The organism is Bacillus sp. 0209A (genome assembly GCF_036765095.1).
In the GTDB taxonomy this organism is placed as follows: domain Bacteria; phylum Bacillota; class Bacilli; order Bacillales; family Bacillaceae; genus Bacillus; species Bacillus subtilis_G.
This window is the reverse complement of sequence record NZ_JBAIZV010000003.1, coordinates 657271-672008: the sequence shown is the minus strand read 5'-3', so window position 1 is coordinate 672008 and position 14738 is coordinate 657271. Positions and strand designations below refer to the sequence as shown.

At 44.7% G+C, this 14738-nt stretch carries 16 protein-coding genes; 14 read left to right on the top strand and 2 right to left on the bottom strand.

The window, feature by feature from the left end:
* Positions 1 to 30 precede the first annotated feature (30 nt).
* The 7 genes from V6D44_RS14330 (at position 31) to yajC (ending at position 5032) form a co-directional block, all read left to right on the top strand.
* A complete protein-coding gene (locus tag V6D44_RS14330; RefSeq protein ID WP_087992294.1) occupies positions 31 to 543 on the top strand; it encodes an intercompartmental signaling factor BofC in 513 nt (170 codons plus the stop codon).
* Positions 544 to 681: 138 nt separating this feature from the next.
* The gene (gene ruvA / locus V6D44_RS14325; protein ID WP_087992293.1) at positions 682 to 1287 is read left to right on the top strand and encodes a Holliday junction branch migration protein RuvA; all 606 of its coding nucleotides are present in this window, start codon (positions 682 to 684) and stop codon (positions 1285 to 1287) included.
* 10 nt (positions 1288 to 1297) lie between these two features.
* The gene (ruvB, locus tag V6D44_RS14320) at positions 1298 to 2302 is read left to right on the top strand and encodes a Holliday junction branch migration DNA helicase RuvB (protein ID WP_072183425.1); all 1005 of its coding nucleotides are present in this window, start codon (positions 1298 to 1300) and stop codon (positions 2300 to 2302) included.
* On the top strand, positions 2295 to 2495 hold the full coding sequence (locus V6D44_RS14315; protein ID WP_087992292.1) for a DUF2905 domain-containing protein: 201 nt from the start codon (positions 2295 to 2297) through the stop codon (positions 2493 to 2495). The genes ruvB and V6D44_RS14315 overlap by 8 nt, the downstream gene beginning before the upstream one ends.
* Before the next feature lie 29 nt (positions 2496 to 2524).
* Positions 2525 to 3553, top strand: coding sequence for a tRNA preQ1(34) S-adenosylmethionine ribosyltransferase-isomerase QueA (gene queA, locus V6D44_RS14310; RefSeq protein ID WP_202327060.1), 1029 nt, complete (start codon positions 2525 to 2527; stop codon positions 3551 to 3553).
* A gap of 26 nt (positions 3554 to 3579) precedes the next feature.
* Complete coding sequence (gene tgt / locus V6D44_RS14305) at positions 3580 to 4725, top strand: tRNA guanosine(34) transglycosylase Tgt (protein ID WP_087992290.1); 1146 nt, start codon at positions 3580 to 3582, stop codon at positions 4723 to 4725.
* Positions 4726 to 4765: 40 nt separating this feature from the next.
* Entirely contained in the window at positions 4766 to 5032 is a 267-nt protein-coding gene (gene yajC / locus V6D44_RS14300) for a preprotein translocase subunit YajC (RefSeq protein ID WP_087992289.1), read from the top strand.
* 68 nt (positions 5033 to 5100) lie between these two features.
* Here yajC and V6D44_RS14295 read toward each other — a convergent pair whose 3' ends face one another.
* Complete coding sequence (locus V6D44_RS14295; protein WP_202327061.1) at positions 5101 to 5490, bottom strand: TIGR04086 family membrane protein; 390 nt, start codon at positions 5488 to 5490, stop codon at positions 5101 to 5103.
* Positions 5491 to 5687: 197 nt separating this feature from the next.
* Between V6D44_RS14295 and V6D44_RS14290 the strand changes: the two genes are divergently transcribed.
* Complete coding sequence (locus V6D44_RS14290) at positions 5688 to 6344, top strand: DUF421 domain-containing protein (RefSeq protein ID WP_202327062.1); 657 nt, start codon at positions 5688 to 5690, stop codon at positions 6342 to 6344.
* A gap of 3 nt (positions 6345 to 6347) precedes the next feature.
* Here V6D44_RS14290 and spoVB read toward each other — a convergent pair whose 3' ends face one another.
* The gene (gene spoVB / locus V6D44_RS14285) at positions 6348 to 7904 is read right to left on the bottom strand and encodes a stage V sporulation protein B (protein WP_087992286.1); all 1557 of its coding nucleotides are present in this window, start codon (positions 7902 to 7904) and stop codon (positions 6348 to 6350) included.
* A 116-nt stretch (positions 7905 to 8020) separates the two neighbouring features.
* Here spoVB and comN point away from each other — a divergent pair, with 116 nt between their 5' ends.
* From comN to V6D44_RS14255, 6 genes are all read left to right on the top strand, one after another.
* Entirely contained in the window at positions 8021 to 8317 is a 297-nt protein-coding gene (gene comN, locus V6D44_RS14280; RefSeq protein WP_087992285.1) for a post-transcriptional regulator ComN, read from the top strand.
* 38 nt (positions 8318 to 8355) lie between these two features.
* Positions 8356 to 10569 carry a protein translocase subunit SecDF gene (gene secDF, locus V6D44_RS14275; protein WP_087992284.1) on the top strand — a complete coding sequence of 738 codons (2214 nt, stop codon included), beginning with the start codon at positions 8356 to 8358 and terminating at the stop codon, positions 10567 to 10569.
* A 159-nt stretch (positions 10570 to 10728) separates the two neighbouring features.
* On the top strand, positions 10729 to 11226 hold the full coding sequence (locus V6D44_RS14270) for a cation:proton antiporter regulatory subunit (RefSeq protein ID WP_087992283.1): 498 nt from the start codon (positions 10729 to 10731) through the stop codon (positions 11224 to 11226).
* 76 nt (positions 11227 to 11302) lie between these two features.
* Positions 11303 to 11635 (top strand): LapA family protein, encoded by a 333-nt coding sequence (locus V6D44_RS14265; RefSeq protein ID WP_202327064.1) that lies wholly within the window; start codon positions 11303 to 11305, stop codon positions 11633 to 11635.
* A 66-nt stretch (positions 11636 to 11701) separates the two neighbouring features.
* Positions 11702 to 14062: a single-stranded-DNA-specific exonuclease RecJ gene (gene recJ / locus V6D44_RS14260; protein WP_202327066.1), complete on the top strand. Its 2361-nt coding sequence runs from the start codon at positions 11702 to 11704 to the stop codon at positions 14060 to 14062.
* 5 nt (positions 14063 to 14067) lie between these two features.
* Positions 14068 to 14580: an adenine phosphoribosyltransferase gene (locus V6D44_RS14255; RefSeq protein WP_087992280.1), complete on the top strand. Its 513-nt coding sequence runs from the start codon at positions 14068 to 14070 to the stop codon at positions 14578 to 14580.
* The last annotated feature ends 158 nt before the right edge of the window (positions 14581 to 14738 follow it).

Here is a 14738-nt window from a genome sequence, read left to right as displayed (position 1 = left end):
GTCATAAACGTGTGCAAAGAGGTGTAGAGGGTGAAACGATTCAGCACGGCGTATCTTTTGCTGGGCATTCTTTGCTCAGCCGCAGCATTTCTATTAGGTGCTCCGCCCCACGCGCTAGGGGCGGAAGTGGAGCACTATGAACCGCTGCAGGTGCATGTGCAGCTTGAAAAAGTGTATTTGGACGGAGATGTCAGCATTGAGCATAAGCGTGAAAAAGTGCTTTCTATGGATGAGTTTTGGGCAGCTTATACCGGCTGGACGCTTGTCGAACAAAGTAAGGGATATGTGCTCTTCCGGAAGCAAATGGACGATATTTCTCCGCTCAGCAAGGTGAACGGGTATATCGGTGTATCGGATAATGGCGTGATTTCCACTTTTCATGGGCGGCCCGAGTCAGCTTCCGAACCGATTCAGTCTTTTTTTCAAATTGATTTAGAAAGGCTGGAAAGCCATATGCAAAAAAATCTGCTGAGAGGCATTCCATTTCGGACAAAAGCGGAGTTTGAGGACGTCATAGAACATATGAAGACATACAGCGGGTGACGTCCGCTGATTGAAGACATGTATTCATGTCTTTTTTTTCGTGGAAGAATGAGAGAGAAGCGAACGTATGTTAACTTTTCTATAAGACTTTGGCTGTTTTTATGGTACAATGAAGAACAGTCAAAGAGGTGAATTTGCGTGATTGAATTTGTTAAAGGGACGATTGATTATGTATCTCCCCAATATATTGTGATAGAGAACGGCGGCATTGGCTATCAGATTTTCACGCCGAATCCGTTTATATATAAGGAGAGAAACCAAGAAACGATTTTTACGTACCACCATATCAGAGAGGATGCTTTTTCGCTCTACGGTTTTTCAACAAGGGAGGAGAAGGCGCTCTTTACAAAGCTGTTAAACGTGACCGGAATCGGTCCAAAAGGGGCACTCGCTATTTTAGGCTCAGGTGATCCGGGAGCGGTTATCCAAGCAATTGAAAGTGAGGATGAAGCCTTTTTGGTCAAGTTTCCTGGTGTAGGAAAGAAAACTGCGCGCCAGATTATTCTTGATTTAAAAGGAAAGCTCGCTGATGTTGTGCCTGAAATGATTGAAAATCTGTTTAATCATGAAGAAAGGCTTGAAAAGCAAACAGCAGAAACTGCTCTCGAAGAAGCGCTTGAGGCCCTCAGGGTTCTAGGATATGCTGAAAAAGAAATCAAAAAGGTGCTTCCTCACTTAAAAGAAGAAGTAGGGCTGACAACAGACCAATATGTGAAAAAAGCATTACAAAAACTATTGAAGTAAGGTGATGTTCATGGATGAACGGCTCGTCTCAAGTGAAGCAGACAACCATGAATCAGTGATAGAGCAAAGTTTGAGGCCGCAAAATCTGGCGCAGTATATCGGACAGCATAAGGTGAAAGAAAATTTGCGTGTGTTTATAGATGCGGCGAAAATGAGACAGGAGACGCTGGATCATGTTCTTCTGTACGGGCCGCCCGGACTCGGGAAAACCACGCTTGCTTCCATCGTTGCCAATGAAATGGGAGTGGAATTGCGGACGACATCAGGGCCCGCGATTGAAAGACCTGGTGATTTGGCTGCCATATTAACGGCGCTAGAACCGGGTGATGTATTATTTATTGATGAAATACATAGGCTGCACAGATCGATAGAAGAGGTGCTGTATCCGGCGATGGAGGACTTTTGTCTGGATATTGTGATTGGAAAAGGCCCCTCTGCCCGCTCGGTTCGGCTCGACTTGCCTCCTTTTACGCTGGTAGGCGCAACGACGAGGGTAGGGCTTTTGACGGCGCCGTTAAGAGATCGGTTCGGCGTGATGTCGCGCCTTGAGTACTATACGCAAGAAGAGCTGGCGGATATCGTCACAAGAACCGCTGATGTATTCGAGGTTGAAATTGATAATCCGTCAGCTCTTGAAATTGCGAGGAGATCGAGAGGTACGCCCCGCGTAGCGAACCGCCTGCTGAGGAGAGTCCGCGATTTCGCCCAGGTGCTGGGTGACAGCCGGATCACGGAAGAGATTTCACAGGATGCGCTGGAACGGCTTCAGGTTGACCGCCTCGGTTTGGATCATATTGATCACAAGCTGCTAATGGGTATGATCGAAAAGTTTAATGGAGGCCCGGTGGGTCTTGACACCATTTCAGCCACTATCGGTGAAGAACCTCATACGATTGAAGACGTATACGAACCGTATCTGCTGCAAATCGGTTTTATCCAAAGAACGCCGCGTGGAAGGATCGTGACACCGGCCGTGTATCATCATTTCCAAATGGAGGCTCCACGATATGATTGAATTCCCTAAGATCATTATGATTCTTGGTGCTGTTTTGCTTATCATCGGAGCAGTATTGCATTTTGTCGGCAAGATGCCGGGAGATATTTTTGTGAAAAAGGGAAATGTCACGTTTTTCTTCCCGGTTGTCACTTGTATCATCATAAGTGTGGTATTATCAATTTTGCTTAATCTTTTCGGCAGAATGAAATAACAAAAGACTAGAATAAAGGTGAAATCATCATGAAAGTCGATTTATTTGATTTTGAACTACCGGAACGTTTAATTGCACAAGTGCCGTTGGAGCAGCGCGATGCTTCAAGGCTTATGGTGCTTGATAAACATACAGGAGAGCTGACTGACAGCTCGTTTAAACACATTATCAGCTTCTTTAAAGAAGGAGATTGTCTTGTGCTGAACAATACCCGTGTGCTGCCGGCGCGGTTATTCGGAACAAAAGAGGATACCGGCGCGAAAGTGGAACTTCTTTTGCTCAAACAAGAAGCTGGTGACAAGTGGGAGACGCTTGTCAAACCGGCGAAACGGGTGAAAAAAGGAACCGTAGTGACGTTTGGAGACGGAAGGTTAAAGGCAGTCTGCACGGAAGAGCTTGAGCATGGCGGCAGAAAAGTGGAATTTCACTATGAAGGCATTTTCTACGAGGTGCTGGAATCTCTTGGAGAGATGCCGCTCCCGCCATATATCAAAGAACAGCTTGATGACAGAGAGCGCTACCAAACAGTGTTTTCAAAAGAAATTGGCTCTGCCGCTGCGCCTACAGCAGGCCTTCACTTCACCGAAGAAATCTTACAGCAATTGAAAGACAAAGGTGTGCAAATTGAGTTCATCACACTGCACGTAGGCCTTGGAACGTTTCGCCCTGTGAGTGCCGATGACGTGGAAGAGCATAATATGCATGCGGAGTTTTATCAAATGTCAGAAGACACGGCTGCGGTCTTAAACAAAGTAAGGGGAAATGGCGGCCGGATCATTTCTGTCGGTACGACTTCGACCCGCACGCTTGAAACGATTGCCGGGGAGCATGACGGGCAATTTAAAGCATCAAGCGGCTGGACATCTATCTTCATTTATCCGGGCTATGAATTTAAAGCCATTGACGGAATGATTACAAACTTCCATTTGCCGAAATCATCATTGATTATGCTGGTCAGCGCGCTTGCGGGAAGAGAAAACGTTCTGCGCGCCTATAACCATGCGGTGGAAGAGGAATACCGTTTCTTCAGCTTCGGAGACGCGATGCTGATCCTATAATTCGAGAACAGGAGGCCTCATCAAAAGTGGCTGAACAACCAATACGCTATGAATTTATAAAAGAATGCAAACAAACAGGGGCGCGGCTGGGCAAAGTGCATACGCCTCATGGCTCCTTTGAAACGCCTGTTTTTATGCCGGTCGGCACACTGGCGACAGTCAAAACGATGTCGCCTGAAGAGCTTAAATCAATGGATGCGGGCATCATTTTAAGCAACACGTATCACCTATGGCTCCGCCCGGGTCAAGATATTGTCAAAGAAGCGGGCGGGCTCCATAAATTTATGAACTGGGACCGCGCGATTTTAACAGATTCAGGCGGTTTTCAGGTCTTTTCTTTAAGCAAGTTTCGTAATATAGAGGAAGAGGGCGTCCATTTCCGCAATCACTTAAATGGAGACAAGCTGTTTTTATCTCCGGAAAAAGCGATGGAGATCCAAAACGCACTCGGCTCCGATATTATGATGGCGTTTGACGAATGCCCGCCATATCCGGCAGAGTACGATTATATGAAGCGCTCAGTTGAGCGGACAAGCCGCTGGGCGGAACGCTGCCTCAATGCCCACACCCGTCAGGACGAACAGGGGCTGTTTGGCATTGTGCAAGGCGGAGAATATGAAGATTTGCGCACGCAAAGCGCGAAGGACTTGATTTCTCTTGATTTCCCGGGATATGCTATAGGCGGATTATCTGTCGGTGAACCGAAGGATGTCATGAATCGTGTGCTCGAGTTTACAACACCGCTCTTGCCGAAGGATAAACCGAGATATCTGATGGGAGTCGGTTCTCCGGACGCGCTGATCGACGGAGCGATCCGCGGGGTCGACATGTTTGACTGTGTGCTGCCTACGCGGATTGCTAGAAACGGTACGGTGTTTACAGCTGAAGGCCGTCTCAATATGAAAAATGCGAAATTCGAAAGAGATTTCCGTCCGATTGATGAAGAGTGTGATTGTTATACATGTAAAAACTACACTCGCGCGTATATCAGACATTTGATCCGCTGCAACGAAACATTTGGCCTTCGATTAACAACTTACCATAACCTTCATTTTCTGTTACACTTAATGGTGCAGGTAAGACAGGCTATTCGTGAGGATCGTCTGGGTGATTTCAGAGAAGAGTTCTTTGAGCGTTACGGCTACAACAAGCCAAATGCGAAAAGCTTCTAAATAAAAATAAATCACAGGCTTACAGAAAGGGGTGAAAATCATGACAGGCACTTTAGGCACATTGGTTCCTATTATTTTAATGTTTGCGGTCCTTTACTTCTTGCTGATTCGTCCTCAGCAAAAACAGCAAAAGGCAGTACGCCGAATGCAGGAGGAACTGAAAAAAGGCGATTCAGTAGTGACAATCGGGGGATTGCACGGTACTGTTGACTCTATCGACGAAAGCAAAGTCGTCGTTAAGACTGGTGAAAACACACGTCTTACGTTCGACCGCCGCGCGATCAGAGAAGTTTCTGCTGCTGAATAACAGCAGGAGCTGTACATAGCAAACAAAAAAAAGAGCGGATGATCCCGCTCTTTTTTTTGTCGTCTTTTTTATGTTGAAGACCTGTTTCCCCTCATGTTCACGCCGAAAATCCCGCCCAGCATGCACACCCCTAAAAATCCAAGATGATAGAGCAGCTGCTCCGCTGTAAATGTTTTTCCGAACCCTAAATACTGAAACAATAAAATAATCACTGAAAAACTTAAGGCGGTTAATGCCCCGATCATCCAGCCTCTTTCCTTCCCTTTTCCTCCTGAAATAAACCCGCCGATGAATAAAGAAAGAAATGAGATGGCAGTGATCAGCCAGTTGAATGATGACTCTTCCAGCGAGGTTGCCGTCAGTAAAAGTGAAACGGCTAAGCTCGTCAGGAGCATAGCTGAAAAAATGGCGATTAAGCCGTAAAGAATGCCTTTTCCAACTTGTTTCGTTTCCTCCATGAATGTCTCCTCTCTGCCTGTATTAAAAGGCTTCTGTTCTTTTTGAACAAAGCCGTCAGACATGCTGATGGCTCGTCTTTGTAAAAATGTATTCCCTTGCCCCATGAATTAGACGTAAAAGCTTTATGAAATACGATCCATTCATCTTACATAAATTGTCCGTTTTGTTGCATCCTATGATGAGTTGGAGGTGTATGATGGAAGAGCTTCTCACTATTACGTTTCGCACAATCATATTGTATTTTGTGATATTGGTCATTTTTCGTTTCATGGGCAAACGGGAGATCGGGGAGCTTAGCATTTTAGACCTCGTTGTTTTTATTATGATGGCTGAAATTGCCGTTTTAGCTATAGAAAACGTAGAAGATCATCTATTTCACACCATTTTGCCAATGCTTGTTTTAATGATCATTCAAGTGACATTCGCATACTTTTCTTTAAAAAACCGAAAAATCCGCCAGCTTCTGGACGGCAAGCCGACCATTATTATCAAATATGGAAAAATTGACGAAAACGCCATGAAATCACAGCGTTATAATTTTGATGATTTAATGGTTCAGCTCAGAGAAAATAATATCGACAGAGTAGCTGATGTATCATTTGCCATTTTAGAGCCGTCAGGTAAACTGACTGTTGTAAAGAAAGAAAACAGCGGGGAGCATCGGCAGCTCGAAATACCGCTCATTATAGACGGTTCTATTCAAACAGAAAACCTATCAAGAATCGGTAAAGATAAACAATGGCTGCTTGAAAAATTAAGAAAACACGGATATACAAATCCTTCAAACATTTCATTTTGCTCGTTTACTGACGGAGAATTATTTATTGATGAAAAAGATGGGCCCCGCACGTAATCTTTATCGGACAATCAGACGTCCGATAATAGGAATACGGCGAAGCTCATCTTTTTTAATTAAACGGAATACAAGCAGGAGGATGATATAGACAGCAGCACTCGTCGCAATCCATCCGGCGACATTCACAACCTCGGACGCTCCAAAGGTGACATATTGTTTGATGGCGGAGCTGATGAATCCGCATATCGCAATCACAGCGAAACTGAGTGCATACTCCTTGATTTTGATACTGATCGGCAGCACCTTACTGACTGTTGCCGCGTGCAAAAGCGTAACGAGCACCATGCCTGTTACGATCGCTAATGCCGCGCCCATGATGCCGAGAGACGGTCTGGTGGCAAGGACGAAAATTAGGCCTGTTTTGACAAGTGCTCCGATTAAGCTGTTCATCATCGCAGCACCCGCTAAATTAAGCGCCTGCAGCACAGCTTGAAGAGGGCCCTGGAAATAATAAAGCAGAAAAAACGGGGCCATGACTTTTATAAATACAGCTGCGCCTGAGGAACCATACATCACCCTCATCAGCTCATCCGCAAAAACATATAAAATGACAACCGCAATGCCTCCGCTGAGCAGGCATAGACGCATAGCCTGTTCCAGCCGGTATTCCACCACCTGCAGTTTTTTCTGCTCCATTCCTTCACTGATCGCAGGAACAAGTGCAGTCGACAAAGAATATGTAATAAAGCTGGGCAGGGTCAGCAGCGTCATGGCAAAGCCGGTCAGTTCCCCGTATTGCTTCGTGGCGGCAACTGTTGCCACACCGGCGATGGCAAGACTTTGAGCGACGACAATCGGCTCGAAGAACCAAGAGAGGTTGCCGATAAACCGGCTTCCGGTCGTTGGAAGGGACACGCTCATTAATTGGGTAAAGGTTTGTGTTCCGTTTTTAATTGACTGGAAAAAATGCTTTCTGATTTTAATTGTCTTTTTATACTTAAAGCAAATGAACAAATAAAGAAGTGACGCCAGTTCACCTGCGACGGAGGATATCATTGCTCCCGCTGCGGCATATTCAATTCCGTAAGGGAGAAAAATCGTCGTGCATACAGCGACAAGTGAAATGCGGACGACCTGTTCAAGAACTTGTGACACGGCAAGCGGGTTCATATTCTGTTTTCCTTGAAAGTATCCCCTCAGCACACTCGATATGGCAATAATCGGCACAACCGGCGTAATGGCCAGGAGCGGATACAGTGTTCTCTTATCTGTCAGCATCGTTTCCGCCATAACCGGAGCGAAAAACAGAAACAGCGGTGTAAAGATCAGGCTGAGCACTCCTGTGATGGTCAGAGACATGACTAAAATATTTTTTGTTTTTTGATGATCCCCGCGCGCGCTTGCTTCAGCGACAAGCTTGCTGATCGCGACCGGCAGACCGAATTGAGTTAATGTAGTGGCCAAGAAGAAGGTAGGCGCCGCCATCATGTAAAGCCCGACTCCTTCTTCACCGATAAAACGGGCGATAACCACCCGGTTGACAAACCCGAGCATTCTTGTAACCATTCCTGCTGCGATCAGGATAAGAGTGCCCCTTAAAAACGTCTGTTTCGCCATTTTTACCCCCTGCCTTCTCAAACTACCTGTAATCATATACAATAAAGATATGCGTATATATCGTCCAAGCATGACAAGTCTTCTTGAAAAACAATAAAAAAAGGAGCGTGGAATTCATGGAGAAGCATCCCGCCGATCTATATAAAGACCACGTCAGGCCGTTTCTTTACAGCAAACTGGAAGAGTTTAAGATTCTCGGGTATGATGATGTTGAACTCGAAAGTTTGTGGTCATACTTAACACATAAGAAGTGGAAAAAGAAAACGGAACTGCACATTTATGAACTGACGAGCGATATTTTATCAGTGAAAATTGGCGAATTTATGAACTATGCAACCGTTGAGTCATTTAAAACGTCTAATTGGCTGGGAAGTGAAGAAGGCCAGGAAGCATTGGAAGAACTGCTGAGATAGCAGGCTGATTCACATAGGTTTAAGGGAGGATATACATAATGAAAAAAGGACGCTTGATTGCGTTTTTCCTTCTCGTTTTATTGATCGGCACGAGCTTGGGCTACTTTACGAAGCCTGCCGCTAACAATATTACGTTAGGATTGGATTTGCAAGGCGGATTTGAGGTGCTGTATGATGTACAGCCCGTAAAAAAAGGTGACAAAATCACAAAAGACGTTCTGGTCAGCACAGTAGAGGCGTTGAACCGGAGGGCAAATGTTCTCGGTGTCAGTGAACCGAACATTCAAATTGAAGGAAATAACCGGATTCGCGTTCAGCTCGCTGGGGTGACAAACCAAAACAGAGCGCGTGAAATCTTGGCCACTGAAGCGCAGCTTTCTTTCAGAGATACAAATGACAAAGAATTGCTGAACGGCTCTGACCTAGTGGAAAACGGGGCTAAACAAACATATGACGCCAAAACAAATGAACCCATTGTCAGCATTAAATTGAAAGACGCTGATAAATTCGGTGAAGTGACCAAAAAAGTCATGAACATGGCGCCAAACAACCAGCTTGTCATTTGGATGGATTACGAAAAAGGAGACTCCTTTAAGAAAGAAGTTCAAAAAGAGCATCCTAAATATGTATCCGCTCCGAATGTAAGTCAAGAATTAAACACAAAAGATGTTACAATTGAAGGCCAATTTACAGTTCAAGAAGCGAAAGATTTAGCCAGCATTTTAAACGCCGGCGCGCTTCCTGTAAAACTGACTGAAAAATATTCAACATCAGTAGGCGCGCAATTTGGTCAGCAGGCGCTGCAGGATACGGTGTTTGCAGGCATTATCGGAATCGCAATTATTTTCTTATTTATGCTTTTCTATTATCGTCTGCCTGGATTTATTGCGGTGATTACGCTGTCAGTTTACATCTATATTACTCTCCAGGTCTTTGACTGGATGAACGCTGTACTCACACTTCCGGGAATTGCCGCGCTGATATTAGGTGTCGGGATGGCTGTTGATGCGAATATCATCACCTATGAACGGATTAAAGAGGAGCTTAAGCTAGGAAAGTCAGTCCGCTCTGCCTTCCGTTCAGGAAACAGACGGTCATTCGCAACGATTCTTGACGCGAATATTACAACAATTATTGCGGCCGTTGTGCTTTTCATCTTTGGGACAAGCTCTGTAAAAGGGTTTGCGACAATGCTGATTCTGTCGATTTTAACAAGCTTTATCACAGCGGTTTTCTTATCTAGATTTTTGCTGTCGCTTCTTGTGGAGAGCAGATGGTTTGATCGGAAAAAAGGCTGGTTCGGCGTCAAAAAGAAACATATCATGGATATTCAGCATACAGATGAAAATACCGAGCCGTATACGCCGTTCCAAAAATGGGATTTCACAAGCAAACGTAAATTTTTCCTCATATTATCCAGTGCCATCACTGTTATAGGGATTATCATTCTGCTTGTGTTTAAGCTGAATCTGGGCATTGATTTTGCAAGCGGCGCACGAATTGAAGTGCAAAGCGACCATAAGCTGACGACAGAGCAGGTGGAGAAAGATTTTGCATCACTTGGCATGGACCCTGATACAGTTGTTCTTTCTGGTGACAAGAGCAATATTGGGGTTGCGCGTTTTGTCGGGGTCCCAGATAAAGAAACGATTGCCAAAGTAAAAACGTATTTCAAAGACAAATACGGAACAGAGCCGAATGTCAGCACAGTTTCACCGACAGTCGGTAAAGAGCTGGCAAGAAGTGCTCTGTACGCAGTCGCGATCGCTTCTATCGGTATCATTATTTACGTTTCGATCCGGTTTGAATACAAAATGGCGATTGCTGCTATTGCTTCACTGTTATACGACGCTTTCTTCATCCTCACGATTTTCAGCATTACAAGGCTGGAAGTAGATGTGACGTTTATTGCCGCCGTCCTGACGATTATCGGTTATTCGATAAACGATACAATTGTTACATTTGACAGGATTCGCGAGCATATGAAAAAACGTAAGCCGAAAACGTTTGCTGACCTGAACCATATCGTAAATCTAAGCCTGCAGCAAACCTTTACTCGTTCAGTTAATACTGTACTGACTGTAGTTATTGTTGTAGTGGCGCTGTTGATCTTTGGAGCGGCCTCTATTACAAACTTCTCAGTCGCACTGTTAATCGGGCTGTTAACAGGTGTATATTCATCCCTCTATATCGCCGCACAAATTTGGCTTGTATGGAAAGGGAAAGAACTGAAAAAAGATTCGGTGCAATAAAAAAATGTCAGGCTGTCCTTTGCAGGGCAGCTTGTTTTTTTGAAGTTTCATTGAACTTAAAATAGACATTTGCTATAATGACATGCGCTTACATTTAAACATATAAATGGTGTTAAGAGTATTTGTGGCTGGTTTTCAGATATGTGGGAGGGTTTATCTATGAGGGTTCGTGAATCAGTGCTGCCGGGCATAGGGCATAAAGTTGAAATCATCACTAGAAACTGCGATAAAATTTCAATTATCATTCATCATGACGGCCGGAGAGAGTTGTACTATTTTGACGAAAATGATCATGAAGAATGTGTGGCCTCCGTGCAATTTGACGATGCTGAAGCCAGGCAAATTTCTGCCATTCTCGGCGGAATGGCATATAAACCGAAAGCATTAGAAAGCGTCGAGGCAGCCCTTAATGATTTAATCATAGAGTGGTGTAAAGCAGAGGCGGGAGCGCCTGCCATTCATCATACAATTGGTGATTTGAACGCAGGACAGGAATATCATGTGACTGTCATTGCGATCATTAAGAAGAATCAGGAAAAACAATTGAATCCGGGATCGGAAATAGTTATTGATGAGGGAGATACCCTTGTGATTTCCGGTGAGGGAAACGGATTGAAGAGGTTGATCCGGGAAAAATTAACCGCAAATGAGGCTTGACCTAGTGTCAAGCCATGTTTAAAACAAGCCTTGACAGGGAAAGTTACCTAATATTCTGAAGTTTTGGAGGAAGAGAATGAATAAACAATGGACCATTATTTTCGCACTTATTTTTACCTTAATTGTCGCTATTTTTGCAGTTATTAATGTAAGATCGGTAGAAGTTGATTACCTGTTTGGCAGATCGGAGTGGCCGCTTATTTTAGTTATTTTGGGCTCAGTTCTAATGGGCGCGCTGATCGTATTTTCTGCCGGCGTTTTTCAGGTGATGAAACTAAAGCGGGAAATAAAAGCGCTGCGGAAAGAAAAGAAAACTGTACAAGGAACGATACATAAACAAGAGGATACGTTGCATGCTGACCTGAATGACACACAGGATGCATCAGCCAGACTTGAGAAAAAAGACTAGTTTTCGAATAATATTTGAAACCCCTCAGCCTGCTCTAGTATAATAGGGTGGTTGAGGGGTGAATTTATGTTAGCGTCAAAAATGCGATGGGAAATCCAGCGACCAGATCAGAATAAGGTCAAATCACTCACAGAACAATTGCATATAACACCTCTTGTTGCGTCCCTGCTTGTAAAAAGAGGCTTTGATACAGCAGAAAGCGCAAGGCTGTTTTTACATACAAAGGATGCCGATTTTAATGATCCTTTTGAAATGAAGGGCATGAAAGAAGCGGCAGAGCGAATAAAACAGGCGATATCACAACAAGAACAGATTATGATATATGGCGATTATGATGCCGATGGAGTTACCAGTACGTCAGTGATGCTGCACACACTGCAAAAGCTGTCGGCTCAAGTTGATTTTTATATACCTGACCGCTTTAAAGAAGGCTACGGCCCTAATGAACAGGCATTTCGTTCGATTAAGGAACGGGGCTTCTCTCTGATTATTACGGTTGATACAGGAATTGCCGCTGTACATGAAGCAAAGGTGGCAAAGGAACTCGGACTGGATGTCATCATTACAGATCACCATGAGCCGGGACCGGAACTTCCGGATGTTTACGCGATCGTCCACCCGAAGCAGCCGGGCTGCACCTACCCGTTTAAAGAACTGGCCGGAGTCGGAGTCGCGTTTAAGCTTGCCCACGCTTTATTGGGCGAACTCCCAGATGAATTGCTTGACCTGGCGGCAATCGGCACCATTGCCGATCTAGTCCCGTTGCATGACGAAAACAGATTAATTGCAACACTGGGACTTGAAAGGCTTCGTCGGACGAATCGGCTGGGCTTAAAAGAGCTGATCAAGCTGTCAGGCGGAGACATCGGAGAAGCGAACGAAGAAACAGTCGGGTTCCAGCTTGCACCAAGGCTGAATGCCGTCGGAAGAATTGAACAGGCGGATCCCGCTGTTCATTTGCTCATGACAGAGGATTCGTTTGAAGCGGGAGAGCTTGCCGCTGAAATTGACCAGCTGAACAAAGAGCGCCAAAAGATGGTCAGTAAAATGACGGATGAAGCGATTGAAATGGTTGAACAGCAAAGCCTCGATCAAACTGCAATCGTCGTGGCCAAAGCCGGATGGAATCCAGGAGTCGTCGGAATTGTGGCTTCAAAGCTTGTGGACCGTTTCTACCGCCCGGCCATTGTGCTTGGCATTGATGAAGAAAAAGGGATCGCTAAAGGTTCGGCCCGGAGCATCAGGGGTTTTAATTTATTCGAAAGCCTTTCTGAATGCAGAGATATTCTTCCTCATTTCGGCGGCCATCCAATGGCGGCGGGGATGACGCTGAATGCCGAAGATGTGCCGGATTTGCGAAACAGGCTGAATCAAATAGCGGACAATACGCTTACGGAAGAGGATTTTATTCCTGTACAGGAAGTCGATCTCGTCTGCGGTGTCGAGGACATTACGGTTGATAGCATTACAGAAATGAACCTGCTGTCCCCCTTTGGCATGCTAAACCCGAAACCGCACGTTCTCGTAGAAAACGCTGTGCTGGAAGATGTCCGGAAGATTGGAGCAAATAAAAATCATGTCAAAATGACGGTCAGAAACGAGTCATCTCAGCTTGATTGCGTCGGTTTTAATAAAGGTGAGCTTGAAGAAGGCATCGTCCGCGGCTCAAGAATTTCAATTGTCGGTGAGATGTCTATCAACGAATGGAACAATAGAAAAAAACCGCAGCTTATGATTAAGGATGCCGCTGTTTCTGAATGGCAGCTGTTTGATTTAAGGGGGAAACGGATGTGGGAAGACACAGTTTCTGCCCTTCCATCTGCTAAACGGGCCATTGTCTCTTTCAAAGAAGACTCAACAACACTTCTTCAGACTGAAGATCTTCGCCGTGAAGTGCACGTCATCAGTTCTGAAGATCAGGCGAAGGCGTTAGATCTCGATGGTGCTTATATTGTATTACTGGATCCGCCGCCTTCGTTGGACATGCTCGCACATTTGCTGGAAGGCAAGATGCCTGAGCGGATATATTTTATTTTTCTTAATCAAGAGGATCACTTTTTATCAGCTTTTCCAGCAAGAGACCACTTTAAATGGTATTATGGGTTTCTTCTGAAAAGAGGTTCTTTTGACGTGAAACAACACGGCTCAGAGCTTGCGAGACATAAGGGCTGGTCCGTTGAAACAATCAATTTCATGACAAAGGTGTTTTTTGATCTCGGTTTTGTTAAAATAGAGAATGGTGTGCTGTCTGTGATTAGCGGAGTCAAGAAACGCGACTTAACAGACTCACAAACCTATCAGGCGAAGAAGCAGCTGATGGAATTGGATCAAAAGCTGAATTATTCTTCTGCTGAAGAGCTGAAGGAATGGCTGAATAAGCTGATGAAACAAGATTCAGAGGCTTATGAAAGTACGAGGAGGACATAAAACAGATGGATTTAAAACAATACGTAACAATTGTACCGGATTACCCGAAAGAGGGCGTGCAATTTAAAGATATTACGACATTGATGGATAAAGGCGATGTATACCGCTATGCCACAGACCAAATTGTTGAATATGCGAAAGAAAAACAAATTGATTTGGTCGTCGGCCCTGAAGCGCGCGGCTTTATTATCGGCTGTCCCGTTGCTTACGTGCTTGGCGTAGGTTTTGCGCCGGTCCGCAAAGAAGGCAAGTTGCCTCGTGAAGTGGTTAAAGTGGATTACGGCTTGGAATACGGAAAAGACGTATTAACGATCCATAAAGATGCGATTAAACCGGGTCAGCGTGTGCTCATTACAGATGACCTGCTTGCGACAGGCGGCACAATTGAAGCCACAATCAAACTTGTTGAAGAACTTGGCGGCGTGGTTGCTGGTATCGCTTTCTTAATCGAGCTTTCTTACCTTGACGGCAGAGAAAAGCTTAAAGATTATGACATGTTAACATTGATGAAATACTAAGGATAATCGCATAACGAAAAAGCACTCCATGTCAGGGTGCTTTTTTCCTATTGTTTTGCATTTATTTTATATAATATTTGGCGATTTGAACTTCTGCTCTTTACATCTTTCGTTTTTTTCTTGATAATAAACTACAATACAGTTTACATTCTAAAAAA